15 protein-coding genes and 2 pseudogenes are annotated in these 15,202 nt (G+C 74.0%); 6 read left to right on the top strand and 11 right to left on the bottom strand.

All coding sequences use genetic code 11. The features are described 5' to 3' along the window. The first annotated feature begins 11 nt into the window (after window positions 1-11). On the top strand, window positions 12-1,448 hold the full coding sequence (locus QC283_RS33910) for an FAD-dependent oxidoreductase (protein ID WP_279565599.1): 1,437 nt from the start codon (window positions 12-14) through the stop codon (window positions 1,446-1,448). Between the two features lie 85 nt (window positions 1,449-1,533). On the opposite strand, the gene QC283_RS33915 is transcribed toward QC283_RS33910, so the two are convergent. From QC283_RS33915 to QC283_RS33930, 4 genes are all read right to left on the bottom strand, one after another. Next, window positions 1,534-2,553, bottom strand: a complete 1,020-nt coding sequence (locus QC283_RS33915; RefSeq protein WP_279565600.1) for a sigma-70 family RNA polymerase sigma factor — start codon at window positions 2,551-2,553, stop codon at window positions 1,534-1,536. A 36-nt stretch (window positions 2,554-2,589) separates the two neighbouring features. After that, a complete protein-coding gene (locus tag QC283_RS33920; protein WP_279565601.1) occupies window positions 2,590-2,934 on the bottom strand; it encodes a DUF6343 family protein in 345 nt (114 codons plus the stop codon). An 80-nt stretch (window positions 2,935-3,014) separates the two neighbouring features. Further along, window positions 3,015-3,440 carry a CBS domain-containing protein gene (locus QC283_RS33925; protein ID WP_279565602.1) on the bottom strand — a complete coding sequence of 142 codons (426 nt, stop codon included), beginning with the start codon at window positions 3,438-3,440 and terminating at the stop codon, window positions 3,015-3,017. 28 nt (window positions 3,441-3,468) lie between these two features. Beyond that, complete coding sequence (locus QC283_RS33930) at window positions 3,469-3,903, bottom strand: PPC domain-containing DNA-binding protein (protein WP_279565603.1); 435 nt, start codon at window positions 3,901-3,903, stop codon at window positions 3,469-3,471. Between the two features lie 109 nt (window positions 3,904-4,012). Between QC283_RS33930 and QC283_RS33935 the strand changes: the two are divergent. Beyond that, a pseudogene (locus QC283_RS33935) lies at window positions 4,013-4,204 on the top strand (CoA-transferase); the annotation flags it as partial. Then, window positions 4,204-4,850 (top strand): annotated as a pseudogene (locus QC283_RS33940) (3-oxoacid CoA-transferase subunit B). The pseudogenes QC283_RS33935 and QC283_RS33940, both read left to right, overlap by 1 nt. Here QC283_RS33940 and QC283_RS33945 read toward each other — a convergent pair. Further along, window positions 4,840-6,855: a BTAD domain-containing putative transcriptional regulator gene (locus QC283_RS33945; protein ID WP_279565604.1), complete on the bottom strand. Its 2,016-nt coding sequence runs from the start codon at window positions 6,853-6,855 to the stop codon at window positions 4,840-4,842. The pseudogene QC283_RS33940 and the gene QC283_RS33945 sit on opposite strands and share 11 nt — an antisense overlap. A gap of 220 nt (window positions 6,856-7,075) precedes the next feature. On the opposite strand from QC283_RS33945, the gene QC283_RS33950 reads away from it, so the two are divergent. Together QC283_RS33950 and QC283_RS33955 are read left to right on the top strand one after the other, a co-directional pair. Next, window positions 7,076-7,954 (top strand): alpha/beta fold hydrolase, encoded by an 879-nt coding sequence (locus tag QC283_RS33950; protein WP_279565605.1) that lies wholly within the window; start codon window positions 7,076-7,078, stop codon window positions 7,952-7,954. 149 nt (window positions 7,955-8,103) lie between these two features. Further along, complete coding sequence (locus QC283_RS33955; protein WP_279565606.1) at window positions 8,104-9,360, top strand: MFS transporter; 1,257 nt, start codon at window positions 8,104-8,106, stop codon at window positions 9,358-9,360. A 219-nt stretch (window positions 9,361-9,579) separates the two neighbouring features. Here the strand turns inward: QC283_RS33955 and QC283_RS33960 are convergent, their stop codons facing one another. The 5 genes from QC283_RS33960 to QC283_RS33980 form a co-directional block, all read right to left on the bottom strand. Then, window positions 9,580-10,716: a hypothetical protein gene (locus tag QC283_RS33960; RefSeq protein WP_279565607.1), complete on the bottom strand. Its 1,137-nt coding sequence runs from the start codon at window positions 10,714-10,716 to the stop codon at window positions 9,580-9,582. Window positions 10,717-10,996: 280 nt separating this feature from the next. After that, window positions 10,997-11,521, bottom strand: coding sequence for an SMI1/KNR4 family protein (locus tag QC283_RS33965; RefSeq protein WP_279565608.1), 525 nt, complete (start codon window positions 11,519-11,521; stop codon window positions 10,997-10,999). A 70-nt stretch (window positions 11,522-11,591) separates the two neighbouring features. Beyond that, complete coding sequence (locus QC283_RS33970; RefSeq protein WP_279565609.1) at window positions 11,592-12,020, bottom strand: VOC family protein; 429 nt, start codon at window positions 12,018-12,020, stop codon at window positions 11,592-11,594. A 355-nt stretch (window positions 12,021-12,375) separates the two neighbouring features. Continuing rightward, window positions 12,376-12,801 (bottom strand): PPOX class F420-dependent oxidoreductase, encoded by a 426-nt coding sequence (locus QC283_RS33975; protein ID WP_279565610.1) that lies wholly within the window; start codon window positions 12,799-12,801, stop codon window positions 12,376-12,378. 89 nt (window positions 12,802-12,890) lie between these two features. Further along, complete coding sequence (locus QC283_RS33980) at window positions 12,891-13,817, bottom strand: NAD(P)-dependent oxidoreductase (protein ID WP_279565611.1); 927 nt, start codon at window positions 13,815-13,817, stop codon at window positions 12,891-12,893. Between the two features lie 97 nt (window positions 13,818-13,914). Here QC283_RS33980 and QC283_RS33985 point away from each other — a divergent pair, with 97 nt between their 5' ends. After that, window positions 13,915-14,370: a type II toxin-antitoxin system PemK/MazF family toxin gene (locus QC283_RS33985; RefSeq protein WP_279565612.1), complete on the top strand. Its 456-nt coding sequence runs from the start codon at window positions 13,915-13,917 to the stop codon at window positions 14,368-14,370. On the opposite strand, the gene QC283_RS33990 is transcribed toward QC283_RS33985, so the two are convergent. After that, on the bottom strand, window positions 14,355-15,194 hold the full coding sequence (locus QC283_RS33990) for a TIGR02452 family protein (RefSeq protein ID WP_279565613.1): 840 nt from the start codon (window positions 15,192-15,194) through the stop codon (window positions 14,355-14,357). The genes QC283_RS33985 and QC283_RS33990 overlap by 16 nt on opposite strands. Window positions 15,195-15,202 lie beyond the last annotated feature (8 nt).

Here is a 15,202-nt window from a genome sequence, read left to right on the forward strand (position 1 = left end):
TGAGGAGAGCGATGCCGATCCTGGAAGAGCCCCGCGAGCCCCGCACGGTCACCCTGCCGCCGCGGCCCGCCCGGCACGGGGGCCGGTGCGACGTCCTGGTGGTGGGCGGCGGTCCCGCCGGGTTCGCCGCCGCGGTCGGCGCGGCCGACGCCGGGGCCGACGTCGTACTGGTGGAGCGGTACGGGTTCCTCGGCGGCAACGCGACCGTGGCGCTGGTGATGCCGCTGATGTCGTTCCACAACGAGCACAAGCAGGCCGCGTTCACCGAGGCCGGGGACACCTCACGGCTGCTGCCCACCGACCACGGCGAGGGCGAACCGGTGGTCGCGGGCGTGCTGTGGCAGCTGCTCGACCGGCTCATGGGGCGCGGCGGCTGTCTCCCGCCCTCCCCGAAGACCGGCTACACGGTCCCCTTCGACCCGGAGCTCTTCAAGCTCTCGCTGCTCGAGATGATGGACGAGTCGGGGGTGCGGATGCTGTTCCACTCCTTCGCGTCCGGCGCGCTGCCCCTCGACGACGGTTCCGGCTGGCGGGTGGTGTTCGAGACGAAGTCGGGGCCGGTGGTGATCGACGCCGGGGTGGTCGTGGACGGCACGGGCGACGGTGATGTGGCCACGGCCTGCGGGGCGCCGTACGAGATCGGCCGGCCCGAGGACGGGCTGGTGCAGCCCATGACGCTGATGTTCCGCGTCGCGGACTTCGCGCGGCCGGACTTCGCCGACTACGTACGCGCGCACCCGGACCAGTGGCGTGGTGTGCACGGCCTGTGGGACCTGATCGAGGAGGCCAGGGCCAACGGCGAGCTCCGGCTGCCGCGCGAGGACATCCTCTTCTTCGCCACCCCGCACCCGCGCGAGATCGCCGTCAACAGCACCCGGGTCAATCGGGTGCTCGGCACCAATGTGTGGGACCTGACCCGCGCCGAGTACACGGCCCGCCGCCAGCTCTCCCAGATCGACCGCTTCCTGCGCACCCGCGTACCCGGTTTCGAGGAGGCGTACGTGGTGCAGAGCGGCACGCACATCGGCGTACGGGAGAGCCGTCGCGTACTCGGCGACTACCAGCTGACCGGCCACGACATCCTGGCCGCGCGCACCTTCCCGGATGTCGTCGCGCACGGTGCCTACCCGGTCGACATCCACAACCCGCGCGGCTCCGGCACCGTCCTCAAGCGTGTCCCGCAGGGCAGCTTCTACGACATCCCGCTGCGCTGTCTGGTGCCCCGGGACACCGAGCGGCTGCTGGTGGCCGGGCGCTGCATCTCCGGCACGCACGTGGCGCACTCGTCGTACCGGGTCATGCCCATCGCCATGGCGACCGGCCAAGCGGCCGGGGTGTGCGCCGCGCTGACCGTCCGGCACGGACGCGGTCCGCGCGGCCTGCCCTACCGCCTGGTCCAGCGCGAGCTGCTGCGGCAGGGCGCCCGGCTGCGGATGGACGGCCGCTGAGGTCCGCCCACCCGGTCCGGGAGGCCCGCCCACCCGGTCCAGCCGGTCCCGGTCCAGCCGGTCCGCTCGCCCGATCCGGCCGAGGTCAGCTCGCCCAGTCCAGGAGGCGGTCCCGGGTCTCGGGGGCGCGGAGGTGCTCCAGGGATGCCTTCTCCAGCTGACGGACGCGTTCCCGGGTCAGGCCGACGTGCTGTGCCACCTGGTGCAGGGTGCGGGGGCGGCCGTCGTGCAGGCCGTAGCGCAGACTGAGGATGAGGGCCTCGCGGGGTGCGAGGGTGCCGACGGCCTCCCGCAGTTCCGCCGCGAGCGCCTGGAACTCGGCGACCTCGGGTGCCTGGAGCACCTCGGTGTCGGGGATGAGGTCGCCGACGACGGTCTCGCCGGTCTCGTCGACCGGGGTGTCCAGGCTGACGGCGTTCCGTCCGACGCGGCGCAGCCAGACGACCTTCTCCTCGTCGATGCCGCTCTCGGCGGCCACCTCGTCGGCGGTCGGCTCGCGGTCGAGGCTCCCGCGGAGCTTCCGTTCGACCTTGGCGAGCTTCTGCAACTGCTCCACGACGTGCACCGGCAGCCGTACGGTGCGCGCGTGCGTCGCCAGGCCCCGCTCGATGGCCTGGCGGATCCACCAGGTGGCGTACGTGGAGAACTTGAAGCCCTTGGTGTGGTCGAACTTCTCCACGGCCCGGATCAGTCCGAGGTTGCCCTCCTGGATGACGTCCAGGAGGGGCAGCCCGCGGTGGGCGTGGCGCTTGGCCATCGACACCACGAGCCGCAGATTGGCCCGCACCATGTGGTCCTTGGCGGCCTGGCCGTCGTGTACGGCCTCCTCCAGAACGCGGCGCCGTCCTGGCGCCGGGGCGGGCTCGCCGGTGTCGGCCGACTCCAGTTCCTCCATGGCCCGGGCACCGGCCTCGATGCGCGTGGCCAGCCGCACCTCGTCCTCGGCGGTCAGCAGTGGGGTGGCGCTGATCTGGGTCAGGTACTGGCCGAGCAGGTCGGGTTCCTCGTCGGGTTCGGGGATCCGGCTGCGCAGCCGCGCGGTGCGGGTGGTGGCGCGGCGGTCCTCCCGAGGGCCCGTCGCGGGTGCTCGTGCCTGGGGAGCCATGTCGCTTCCTCCTCCGTCCCCCCTCGGGACATCGGGTCAGTGCGGAACGGGGGTGCCCCGTTCGCGCCGCAGTCGGCCGATCACGACCATCAGGTCCGCCGCCGCCAGCAGGGCGAGCGCCGCGCACACGGCGGCGAGGACCACCAGGCCGCCGCGTCCGGGACTGTCACCGGGGCCGGTGTCCGCGGCCCACACGCCGAAGAACGCGGCCCCGGCGGCGAAGAGCGGCAGGAAGACGGCCGACAGCAGCAGTCGCAGCCGCAGCGGGCTCTGCGCGGTGACCGGTTCGGTTCCGGTGCGCGGGGAGCGGCGGCCGATCATGCCGGACCGCGCACGCGAAGCGGGTTCCGTGGCCCCGTGGGGGCGGCGTCGGTCGTTCATGCCGTTCCTCCGTGACGGTCGGGGGCGTGACGGTCGGGGCGTCAGTGGCCGGAGGTCTCAGTGGCCGGTGGCCGGAGGCGTCAGTGGTCGGGCGGGGCCTCGCTGAGGTCCGCCAGGGCGGAGCGCGGGTCGTCGGTGGCGGCCAGGTCGCCGAGGGTGACCACGCCGACCGGGACGCCGCCGTGCTCGACGACCGGAAGCCGGCGGACGGCGTGGCGTCGCATCAGCTCGGCCGCGTGGTCGGTGCTGTCGTCCGGTTCGAGGGTGACGACGGGCGGTGGGGTGCACACCGAGCCGACCGTCGTGTCGTCGGGGTCGCGGCCGTCTGCGACACCGCGGAGCACGATGTCGCGGTCGGTGAGCACGCCGAACAGATCCCGGTCGTAGGTCACCAGGACGTCGCCGACGTCCTCCTCGCGCATCAGCCGGGCCGCCCGGGCCACCGTGGTCATGGGCTCGACGGCCACCGCGGCCGGTGACATCACGTCTCGGACGCGCTGTGTCATGGTCACGCCTCCCGGGGTGGGTGCGGAGTCAGCCGAGGTCGATCAGGGCCAGGCCGATGTCGGGGCGGTGGGTCTTGGCCAGTTCGGCCGGGCTGTCCCGGACGACGACCTCCAGCGTCGGCCAGACCCGGCCGGACAGCAGGTGGCCGCCGCGGGTGGAGCCGTCCGACAGGCCCAGTACGGCGTGCAGGTGCGGGGTCGGCCCGTCGTCGGCGACGGCGATGTCCCCGATCAGCGACAGCACCTCGCACTGCTCCTCCACCGGGATGTGCCGGTAGTCCTTGGCCTGCCGGTCGAACCAGCCGACGACCGCCTCCGAGAAGGCGCCCACGGCGGTCACCTGGGACGCCCCGAGCGACCGGTCACGGGCGAAGGCGGTGAGTTCGGCGAGCGCGTCCTCACCGGGGTCGAGGACCACCACGTACACCGCGGACGGACCGTCCTGCACCTGTTGCCACTTCATGCGCGGTCGGGTACCCGGCGCGGGCCGGGGCAACCGCCGCGCCGGACCTGCCCGGCCGCCGGGTTCAGCGTGCCGCCGCCAGGTCCTCCTCCAGCGCCCGGGCCGCCGCGTCGTCCACCGCAGGACCGCCCGCAACTCCAACCCGGTGATGGCCACGGCGGCAACGAGGGTGATCGCCCAGGTCACCGAGATCGTGCCGCCCGGCTCCCTCGACCCCGAGGCCGTGGTGACGCCGGGCATCCACGTCGACCGCGTCGCACGGGCGGCCGCCCGTCGGCTGACCGTCCAAGGAGCCCGCTGATGAGCGCCCCCGGCCCGCTGACCACCGACGCACTCGCGGCGCGCATCGCCCGGGACATCCCGGACGGCTCCTACGTCAACCTCGGCATCGGGCAGCCGACCCGCGTCGCGGACCATCTCGACCCGGACGCCGGGATCGGATCGTCCTGCACACCGAGAACGGCATGCTCGGCATGGGGCCCGCCGCCGTGGGCGGGGAGATCGACCCCGACCTCACCAACGCCGGCAAGGTCCCGGTGACCGAGCTGCCGGGGGCCGCGTACTTCCATCACGCCGACTCGTTCGCGATGATGCGCGGCGGTCATCTGGACGTGTGTGTGCTCGGGGCGTTCCAGGTGTCCGGGCGGGGCGATCTCGCCAACTGGCACACCGGCGCCCCGGACGCCGTCCCGGCCGTCGACGGGGCGATGGACCTGGCGATCGGCGCCAGACGGGTCTACGTGATGATGAGGCTGTTCGCCCGCGACGGCTCGCCCGAGCTGGTCCCGCGGTGCACGTACCCACTCACCGGCACGGCGTGCGTCTCCCGCGTCTGCACGGACCACGGTGTCTTCGCCACCGGCCCCGGCGGGGTGCGGGTGCTGGAGACGTACGGGATCACTCCCGAGGAGCTGCGGGAGCGGCTGGCGGTGCCTTTCAGGCATTGAACGGGCTGAACGGACCACACGGACCGGAGGTGTCGGAGGGGCCGAGTGCCCGGCGGATCGCGGCGAGCCAGCCGTCGACCGGCCCGAAAGTGAGCAACCCGCTGCCCGCGCCCGCGAGCTCCCCGGCCGCGGGCAGCAGCCGTCCGTAGGTCCGCTCCAGTGCCGTCCGGTCGCCGAGTTCGACGGCGAGCGCTGCTTCGGCGCAGCACAGGGCCTCGTACAGGAGGTCGGGCGGCGGCTGCGGGAGGGCCGTCAGTGCCGCCCGGGCCTCGGTGTCACGGCCGTCGGCCAGGAGGGCGAACGGTTCGGCCCAGGGACGGTAGGGCCCCCAGTCCGCGGCCGGGTCCACCTCCGCCGGGCGTCCGTGGGCCAGGCGCAGGCCGAGCAGGGCGAGGGACAGCAGCCCGCGTTCCAGGCCCGGCATCCCCGCACCGTCCAGCCGCGCGGCGGCGGACCGGTAGGCGGCCTCGGCGCTGTCGTACGAGCCGCCGGTGGCGGCCCGGCGCAGGGCCCGGTACCACTGGGTGAAGACGGACACGAGCGGCCGTTCGTGCCGTTCGGCCAGGCGGTCGACGGCGGTGGCGTACTCGTCGGCGGCGGTGAAGTCGCCGAGGGCCGAGCGTGCCTGGATGCGGATCAGATGGCCGGCGACCTCGTGGTTGACCAGGCCGTGCCGGGTGGCGAGCGCGACGAGTTCGGCGCCGATCGCGTCGCGGCGCGGGGCCAGCCCGGCGGTGGTGCAGGACTGCATGAAGGCCCCGTTGAGGGCGAAGGCGAGCAGCGCGGGGTCGTCCAGACGGCGGGCGACACGCACGGCCTCGTCCGCCGCCCGGGGTCCACGCGGGGACCGTACGCCCCGGGACTCCAGGGCGACGGTGGCGAGCAGCCGGCAGCGCGCCGCGTCGGCGGTGGCGTCGCCGGGCAGGGCGGTGAGGGTGCGTTCGGCCGCGGCGACGATCCGCCGGGCCGCCTCGGGGTCGTCGCCTCGGGTCCAGTTGGCGGGGACGTCGTAGGCGCCGATCACCCGGGCCGTCAGTTCCGCGTCGCCCGTCTCCTCCGCCGCCGCGACCGCGGCCGTACGGTGCTCCCGGGCCGCCTCCAGTCCGCCGCCGCCGGTGACCGCGAGGTTGCGCAGCAGACCGACGGTCGACTCCAGGCGGGCGTGGGCGCCGGCGGCGACCGCGCGGTCGTACGCCTCGGTCGCGCGGTTCCAGAGCCGGGCCGCCGCCTCCGCGGGTTCGGCGGGCGGGTCCAGGTCCGGGTCCTGGGCGAGGATGCTCGTCTCCAGACGGCGCAGCCGGGGCCCCGGGTCGACGCCGAGGTGTCCGGCCAGCAGGGCGCGGGCCCGGCGCAGCACCGCGAGAGCGTCCGCCTGGCGCCCGGTCCGGTAGAGGGCCAGGGCCAGCAGGCGCCAGGCCTCCTCACGCCAGGGGTGCTCGGTGAGGTGCGCGTCCAGGTCGGGGACCGCCTCGGCGGCACGGCCCAGGTCCACGAGGAGCTCCGCCCGGCGTTCGACCGCGCGCAGCCGCAGTTCGGTGAGCCGGGAGCGCTCGCCGCGGGCCCAGTCAGCCTCGCCGAACTCCGCGTAGGCGGGACCCCGCCACTGACCCAGCGCCGCTCGGAGGCGGGCCGGGGCCCGCGCGGCCGGCAGCCGGTCGGCCTCCGCGACGGCCGCCTCGAAGCGCCAGGCGTCCACGGCGTCCGGTGCCGCGCGCAGGACGTAGCCGGGGCCTTCGGTGACCAGCAGCCGGGCCGGTGCGCGCGGCGGGCGGTCGGGTTCCAGGGCGCGGCGCAGATCGCCGACGAAGGTGCGCACCGCGCCCACGGCCCGTGGCGGCGGCGCGTCCCACAGGTCCTCGACCAGTCGGGCGACCGGCACGACCCGCCGCCGGGCCAGGAGCAGCCGGGCCAGCACGGCGCGGTGGCGGGGGCCTCTGAGGGCGAGCACGTCGCCGTCGCGCTCGGCCGTGACCGGCCCGAGCACACCGAACGTGACCGCTTCCATGTTCCGCCCGCTCCGATCCGCACCGCTGCTCGCCGGTCACCACGGTACGCGTGCTGATCGGTTGCTGATTCACGCGCGGGAGGCTCGTAGGCGTCACCAGCACGACATGGAACACGACGTGGACGGAGACGACGTGGACGGAGACGACGTGAACAGACACGGCGTGGAAGGACACGGCGTGCAACGGACACCGCGTGGAGCAGAGAGGCACAGACCTGCCATGACACCGACCATTCCCGACTTCACCCACGACCGGGTCACGGTCGCCGACGGGGTCGCCCTGCACGTGGCCGTCGGCGGCTCCGGCAGCCCCGTCGTACTGCTGCACGGCTTCCCGCAGACCCATCTGATGTGGCGGCACGTCGCCGCCGACCTCGCGGCCGACCACACGGTCATCTGCCCCGACCTGCGCGGCTACGGCGCCAGCGACAAGCCGGCCGACCCGGACGGCACCGCCTACGCCAAGCGGACCATGGCCGCCGACGTCGTCGCCCTCGCCCGGGCCCTCGGGCACGAGCGGTTCGCGCTGGCCGGGCACGACCGGGGCGCGCTCGTCGCGGTGCGGGCCGGGCTCGACCATCCGGACGCGGTGACGCACCTGGCCGCGCTGGACGTGCTGCCCACCCTGGACATGTGGGACGTCCTGCACGGCACCTCGGCGGCCGTGGGCTTCCACCTGTACCTGATGGCGCAGCCGCCCGGGTTGCCGGAGCGGTTGATCGGCGCGGCGCCGGACGCGTTCTTCGGTCACTTCCTCGACATCTGGACGCGGGACCCGAAGGCCCTGCCCGCCGATGTCCGCGCCGCCTATCTGAAGGCGTCCCGCGAGGCGGTGCCGTCCATCGTGGCCGACTACCGGGCCTCGGCCGGCATCGACGTCGCCCACGACCGGGCCGACCTCGACAGCGGCGGCCGGCTGAGGATGCCGGTGTCCGTCCTCCAGCAGGACTGGGGCGCCGCCCTCGGCTACGACGCCGCGGCGCTGTGGCGGGCCTGGGCCCCGGACCTGCGGCACGAGACCGTCGACTGCGGCCACTTCATGGCGGAGGAGGCGCCCGATGAGGTCACCGGGGCTCTGCGGAAGCTGCTGGCGCGGTAGGACGCCCGCCCGCCGTCCGCGTACCTCGCGTACCCGTGTGCCCGTACACCCGCGTACCCGCGTATCGCCGCTCGTGCCCCGGTGTACAACGGCCGGTTGTACGGGGTCCACGGGCGGTTGTTTGATCCGTGGGGCCGCCGCTCGCTTTGATGTCCGGCGTGTTGATGTCCGGGGTGGCGGGTGGCAGGTCGCTGGGGCGGCGGTTCGGGTGGCTGTGGGCCGCGTACGCCGTCAGCACGTTCGGCACGCGGCTCGCGTTCGACGCCTTTCCGCTGATCGCGGTCGTGGTGCTGGACGCCGGCCCGGCGCGGGTGGCGGCGCTCGCGGCGGCCGGTCTCGCGGTGGGCGCGGTGGTGGCGGTGCCGCTGGGTCCGTGGGTGGAGTTCCGGCGCAAGCGGCCGGTGATGGTCGCGACGGACCTGGTCCGGTGCGCGGTGCTGCTGAGTGTGCCCGTCGCGTACGTGTCCGGCCGGCTCGGTTTCGCCCAGCTGCTGGTGGTGTCGGTCGTGGTGGCCGCGGCCGACATCACGTTCAGGGCCGCCGCGGGTTCCTGTCTCAAGACACTGGTAGGGCCCGGTGACCTGCTGACCGCTAACGGCCGGTTCGAGGCGACGGCCTGGACCGCGACCATGCTCGGTCCCCCGGTCGGCGGTGCCGCGATCGGGGTCTTCGGGCCGGTGGTCACGGTGGCGGTCGACGCGGTCAGCCATCTGCTGTCGGCGCTGGGAATCCGCGCGATCGGCGGTGGGGAGCCGCGCCCCCACCGCACCGGCGCCCCCTCCCGGCTTCGCGCCGGTGAACTGCTGGACGGCTGGCGGTATTTCCTCACCAGCCCGGGTCTGCGTCCGCTGTTCCTCAACACGGTCCTGGTCAACGGTCTGATCATGGCGACCACGCCGCTGCTCGCCGTCCTCATGCTGGCCGATCTGGGCTTCGCGCCCTGGCAGTACGGCCTCGCGTTCGCGGTGCCGTGCGCCGGCGGACTGATCGGGTCCAGGATGGCCCAGCCGCTCGTGGCGCGGTTCGGGGAGCACCGCGTGCTGACCACCAGCGGGGTGCTGCGCGTGTGCTGGCCCGTCGGTCTGGCCTTCGTCCGCCCCGGCGGCGCCGGGCTCGCCCTTGTGATGGCCGTCGAATTCGGGCTGATCACCTCCATGGGCGTCTTCAATCCGGTGTTCGCCACGCGCAGGCTCGAGCTGACCCCGCCGGACCGGGTCGTCCGCACCCTGTCCGCCTGGTCGGTCAGCGGGAAACTGACGACCGCGGCGCTGATCGCGGTGTGGGGCCTCCTGGCCGGTCTGACCGGGCCGCGTACGGCGATCGCGCTCGCGGGCGTACTCCTTCTGGCGACCCCGCTGCTGCTGCCCCGGCACGACCACGCGCGGACCGCTGGAGGGCGTCCCTAGGGCCTGTCCGGCGGATCAGGTCGCAGGAAAGGGGCTGCGCCTGATCAGCGCCGGTGAGCGGGGGCTGGTGCGTCCAGATGCAAGGCGGAGGAGGGCGTCGACGCGATGGGGGTCCCCCCGCGCGAGCGCAGTCGAGCGTGGGGGAGTCGGCAACCGACGACAACGCCGCAGGTGGGCGTGCCAGCCCCCGCGTCTGCGGCATGATCCGCCGGACAGGCACTAGGGGGCCTGTCTGTCCGGGCCCAGCGTGGGGAACTGGCGGCGGGCCTGCGCGAACAGGGTGGGGTAGTCGGTGCCGTAGGTGACCGCGGCGGCGAAGAGGGCGTCGAGGGCCGCGCACAACGGGTCGGGTTCGGCCGCGGCGAGCAGCGCGGGCATCGCCATCGCCTGTCGTAGCGGGTTGTCGTGGCATCCGGCCGGCGAGTCCACCAGGGTGTGGGGGATGCGGTCGTCGGCGAAGAACCGGTCCCAGACCCGCTGGGGGTCGTCGAACGGCGCCGGCAGGCTCTCTCCGCGGTCCAGTGCGGCCAGCGCGGGCGTGATCCAGTCGACGTCGTCCAGCCCTGCCACGGTGAGGGCGCGGTGGGCGGCCCACCGGGCGAGACCGCGCTGCGTCGCCGGGCACGCCGCGTCGACGGCGTCGAGCAGATCGCGGTCCAGCGGCACGAGCCCCCGGGCGTTGCAGCCGGCCTCGCGCACGCGTCGGCTGGGCAGCCGTCCGCCCCATGACAGCGCCTCAGTACGCTCCCGTGCGGCCTGCTCCGCCGCCCGCCGTTCCTCCCGCCGGCGGCGTTCGGCCGCGGCCCGCTGCTCGGGGGTGGGAGGCGGCGGCAGCCCGCGGGCGTGCCGGTGCCAGTGCGCGGCGCTGCGCGAGGTCTGCCGGACGACGAGGTCCTCGGCGGGCGGGGCCGGCCAGAACTGCAGCAGGTAGTGGTCGACCGGCGCACCGCCTTCGAGTACGGCGAGCTCCTCCTGACGCCCCCGGTCCATGCCGCGCCCGCAGTAGCGCACCCGGTGGTCGACCGGGAGCAGGTCCAGCGCGCACAGGGGGCCGTCGCCCCACGGCAGGACGACCGTCGAGGCGGAAGCCGGCTGGAAGGACGCCTCCACCACGTCCTCCCAGCCGTCGTCGAGCGGCGGCGGCGCACCGTGCACCTCGACGGTCAGACCGACGCGGCCGGTGTGCAGGCCCGTGACGAGGAAGAGGCGTCCGGGGACGGCCGCGCCGCACAGACCGTTGGCCTGCCCGGCGCAGGCCGGCGACGGGCCCGGGTCGTCCCCGTCCCGTCGGCTTCGGCTGTCCACGTAGAACTGCCCGTAACTGACGTGCAGTTCACCGCTGTACACCGTCCGCACGGCCGCCCCCTCCTCACGTCCGGCTCCCAGAGGCCACCAGTATGCGGAGTGGGTCTGACAGTGAGGATGTTCCTGGCGTCGTTCGGCGGTCCGACTCCGGGTCCGACTGACGTCCGGCTGTCCGTCTGTTGAATCGCCGGCCGCCGAACGACGCCACCGCGTGTACTCGCGGGTGTCCGTGACCTCACAGGAGCTTGACCTCAGGTTCGTCGCCCACGAGGTCTGCAGGCACGTCAGCAGCACAGGCATCCGGAACACGGCGGGCTCGGGCGGAGCCAGCTCATGACGCCGACCGACTGCTGTCCGCGTCATCGAACGACGCGGCAGCAGTCAGGTGCTCGACGAACGTATGGAAGTCCGCGGCCAGTGGGAGCTCCGAGTCGCCCTCCACGTCGAACCACGTCACGGACGGCTCCCCGCGCTCGCCGCAGGTCCGGTAGTCGAGGGCGATCCAGCAGTGGCCATCACCGGAGAGCAGAACGAGAGGTGAAGGAAGACCCCATTCCTCCACCAGGTAGCCCGAGTCCAGCAACGACGGCTGACCGTCGTCACGGCCGATGCCCCTCATGTCGTCGAACGGAACATGGTTCTCGCTCCATGACGTCGGCGCATCGGTCGGGAACGCGTTCCAGGCGTCCGCCACCAGGCCGCCGTTCTGGAGCCGCAGGATCTCCAGCAACGCGGCCGGCAGACGGACACCGAGCCGGCGCTCGGCATCCTGAACGACCGCGTCGGTCAGCGGTGGCTGAACCCCGTACAGGCCCTCGCCCCAGAACGTCGCCTTGACCTCATCAAACCGAGCCACGAACGCATCCTATGGACCTCGCGGCCCGGCTTGACGATCTACAGGAGCTTCGAGGGTGCGCCGACGACCGTCAGCGTGCCCCCGGCACGTCCTCCGTGACGCCGTTCAGCGGCGAGGCCGGGTCGCTGCCGTAGGGGCGGGTGAAGGCCTCCATGCCGTGCCCCGACGGGTCGGCGAAGTACACGCCCCGTCCGCCGTCGCCGCGGTTGATCCGGCGCGGGTGCCGACCGTGCGGGTCGGCGTGGATGGGGATCCCGTCCTCGACCAGCCGGGCGAGGATCGTGTCGAACTCGTCCTCGGAGACGAGGAACGCGTAGTGCTGGGTCGGGATGTCGATGTCGACGGTGGCGAAATCGAGGGTGACGCCGTTGGCGGTCGTCACGGGCAGGAAGACTCCGGCCGGCTCACCGACCTCCAGCCCCAGGATCGAGGCGAGGAAATGAGCGGACTTCTCCCGGTCCCGGGAGAGAACGATGGTGTGGTTGAACTCGACTGACACGGGTGAATGCCTCCACGGGCATCTCCGCGGCGCCTCCATGCCTCACCCGGACGGTGACCGACACGCGATGCCGCGCCGTGGATCCTAGACGAGGTGGATCGAGGTGTCGACACCCCGCGGGATTCCCTGCCGGCGCCTGGGTGAGGGTCCGTTGACCGCGCGGGAGTGATGCCGCGGGTGCTGACGGGATGTCCGGAAGCGGCTCTGACCACCGCCCTTCTCCGGACCCGCACCGTCACGCCCGTGACCCGGAGCAGGCCGCACGGGTTCACTTCGACGGGTGGACCCGGCGGCCTCGAACGCCGGACGGCCGCGCGGACAGGCGCCGGGCCCCGCGGGCCCCGGCGCTCGTTCCTCAGGTGGACGCCTGGTCGCTGTCCTTCATCGCGCCCCAGCCGTGCCAGCGCTCGACCTCGACCCAGGCGCTGACCCGGGCACGGACCCGGTCCGGGTAGGGGTTGCCCGTGTAGTGCCGGGAGAGACGGTCGATGCCGGTGAGGCCCTCGTCGTCGCGGGTCTCGGTGACGCGGCCGATGAGCGTGACGTGCGTGTACCAGTCGTCGCCCGCGAGGACGGTGAGGGTCACGCGGGGGTCCCGGCGCACGTGCTTGAGACGTACCCGGCCCTCGTCGAAGTTGATCAGGACCCGGCCGTCGTCCTCCCACAGGTACCAGGTGGGCGTGGAGACGGGCGCGCCGTCCGAGCGGAGGGTGGCCATGACGCAGGGGTTGGGGCGGCGCAGCAGTTCGACGGCCTCGGGCGGCAGCGGCGGCTTGGACATGCGGACTCCTCTGATCTCGATGTGTGCCGGGACGGCGTCGGCGTCCCGGTCGTTCCGGTCGTTGCGCTCACCCGGTACCCCGGGTGAGCTCAGTCGGACAGCTTCGCGGACGGCTTGTCGGAAGGCTCGTCGGACAGTTTCTCTTCGAAGCTGGCGAAGTACGCCGCCGCCATGTCCTCGTCCCCGTGTCCCCGCGCCGCGGCGCGCGCCAGGCGTTCGGCGCCGGCGGCGGCCACGTCCAGCCGGACGCCGTTCGCCTCGCCCGCCTCGACGATCAGCCGGGCGTCCTTCGCGGCGGTGGTGACGGCGAACTGGGCCGGCGTCAGCGCGCCGTCACGGATCAGGCCGGCCTTGGCGCGCAGGTAGCCCATGTCGAGCGGTCCTCCGGCGATGGCGTCGAAGAATCCGTCGGGGTCCACGCCCAGCGCCTTGGCGAGTGCCAGGACCTCGCCGGCCGCGTTGGTGGCGGCCAGGACCCAGCTGTTGGCCACCAGCTTCAGCCGGGTGGCGCTGCCGGCCGCGCCGTCCTCGCCGGTCCACACCGTGCGGGAGCCGACGGCGTCGAACACGGGCGTCACCGCCTCCCGTGCGTGGGACGGGCCGGCCGCCAGGACCAGGAGCTGACCGGCCTCGGCGGGCGCGCGGGTGCCGAGGACGGGGGCGTCGAAGAAGACGAGGCCGTGTTCGTGGGCGAAGGCGGCCAGGTCGGCGACCGCGTCGACGCCGGCGGTGGTCGACTGCGCCCACGCGGTGCCGGGGCGCAGGCCGAGGGCGGACTGCCGCATGACGTCGAGAGCGGCCGGGCCGTCGTAGAGCATGGTGAGGACGACATCGGCGCCCCGCACCGCCTCCTGGGGACCGGCGGCGACGTGCGCGCCGTCGGCGGCCAGCGACTCGGCCTTGTCCCGGCTGCGGTTCCAGACCCGGACGGTGTGTCCGGCGCGGGCGAGGTTGCGGGCCATCGCGGCACCCATGATGCCGGTGCCCAGGACACTCACGGTGAGTTGGTCGGTCATGACGTCGGCCTTCTGTCCGTACGGTCGGGGCCCGGGGTCGCGGGCCCCGGTGATCAGCCTGCCACCCGGGCGCGCGGCTGTCCCGTACGGTACGGCCGTGAGCGCCTACCCCGATGACACCGACCGCACCGTCCCCGGCCGTTACGGCCCCGCCGCCACCACCGAGGCCGACGCCCGGGACGTGGGCCGGGTGCGTACCGAGTACTCCCCCGCGCACGACGGGGACCCCGATCCCGGCGAGATCGTCTGGACGTGGGTGCCCTACGAGGAGAACGACGGGCGGGGCAAGGACCGGCCGGTGCTCGTCGTCGCCCGGGAGGCGGGCGGCACGGTGCTGGCCGTGCGGTTGTCCAGCCGGCGGCATGACGGGAACCGGGACTGGGTGCCGATCGGGAGCGGGCCCTGGGACCGCTCGGGGCGCGACTCGTGGGTCGACGTGGACCGGGTGCTCAGGCTGCACGACGCCGGTATGCGCCGTGAGGCGTGCGCCCTGGACCGGATGCGGTTCGACCTCGTACGGCAGCGGCTGCGGGAGCGCTACGGCTGGAGCTGACCGGGGCTGTCCGCCCCTTCCGGGAAGGCGCGCGCGAAAGCGTCCCGTACCGTGCCGCCCGGAGTGCGGTCCAGGATGCCGAACGTCACCCGCTCGAAGGTGGCCGCGAACCGTCCGCCGGGCCCGAGCAGCGTCCGGAAGGCGCCCGCGACCTGCGCGGGGTCGTTGCGGAACACCCCGCAGCCCCAGGCGCCGAGCACCAGCCGGCGGTATCCGTGGGCGGCCGCCGTCTCCAGCACCCGCTCGGCGCGTGCGGCCAGGGCGGCGGGCAGCTCGGCGGCGCGTTGTGGTGCCGTACGCAGCACCACGCCCGCGTTGGGTGCGGCGGAGGTGAGGAAGCCCGCGGTGTACGGCTCGTCCAGCAGCCGGCCGCGGTCGTCGCGGAAGACGGGCACGCCGGGCGAGTGGATGACGCGGTCCGTGTAGAACGGGTCGCGATGGGCCCGGTGGTGGTCGTAGAACTCGCGCGCCCGCAGCAGGCAGGTGTACAGGGCGGAGGCCCGGCACACGGCCTCCTCCTGGGCCTGGGCACCGTTCAGATAGCCGCCGCCGGGATTTCGAGCGGAGGCGAAGTTCAGCACGGCGACCTCCCCGCCGAGGCGGCGGGCGGCCTCCAGACTGCTCTCGCCGGTGACCTCCCAGACCGTCCGCACCGGGGCGGACGGAGCCGGCTCCACGGGCCCCGGACCGAACATCCGCGTGCGCTCGCGTGCCTCCTCGACCGCCGCGGCGATCGGCACCTCGCGCCCGTCGGACGCGCGGTAGGACCCCGCCATCACGATCTGCTCGGTCTGCTGTGCGATGCCCCGCAGGCGCGCGCTCATGGCGCCAC

Origin of the sequence: Streptomyces sp. DH41 (assembly GCF_029813785.1) — a bacterium.
Lineage (GTDB): Bacteria > Actinomycetota > Actinomycetes > Streptomycetales > Streptomycetaceae > Streptomyces.

Bases quoted from the DNA above. Each gene is read 5' to 3' on its own strand.
- QC283_RS33990 (WP_279565613.1), bottom strand. From the start codon at position 15,194: ATGAGCGCGCGCCTGCGGGGCATCGCACAGCAGACCGAGCAGATCGTG.
- QC283_RS33915 (WP_279565600.1), bottom strand. From the start codon at position 2,553: ATGGCTCCCCAGGCACGAGCACCCGCGACGGGCCCTCGGGAGGACCGC.
- QC283_RS33930 (WP_279565603.1), bottom strand. From the start codon at position 3,903: ATGAAGTGGCAACAGGTGCAGGACGGTCCGTCCGCGGTGTACGTGGTG.
- QC283_RS33910 (WP_279565599.1), top strand. From the start codon at position 12: ATGCCGATCCTGGAAGAGCCCCGCGAGCCCCGCACGGTCACCCTGCCG.
- QC283_RS33955 (WP_279565606.1), top strand. From the start codon at position 8,104: ATGTCCGGCGTGTTGATGTCCGGGGTGGCGGGTGGCAGGTCGCTGGGG.
- QC283_RS33980 (WP_279565611.1), bottom strand. From the start codon at position 13,817: ATGACCGACCAACTCACCGTGAGTGTCCTGGGCACCGGCATCATGGGT.
- QC283_RS33975 (WP_279565610.1), bottom strand. From the start codon at position 12,801: ATGTCCAAGCCGCCGCTGCCGCCCGAGGCCGTCGAACTGCTGCGCCGC.
- QC283_RS33950 (WP_279565605.1), top strand. From the start codon at position 7,076: ATGACACCGACCATTCCCGACTTCACCCACGACCGGGTCACGGTCGCC.
- QC283_RS33920 (WP_279565601.1), bottom strand. From the start codon at position 2,934: ATGAACGACCGACGCCGCCCCCACGGGGCCACGGAACCCGCTTCGCGT.
- QC283_RS33945 (WP_279565604.1), bottom strand. From the start codon at position 6,855: ATGGAAGCGGTCACGTTCGGTGTGCTCGGGCCGGTCACGGCCGAGCGC.
- QC283_RS33925 (WP_279565602.1), bottom strand. From the start codon at position 3,440: ATGACACAGCGCGTCCGAGACGTGATGTCACCGGCCGCGGTGGCCGTC.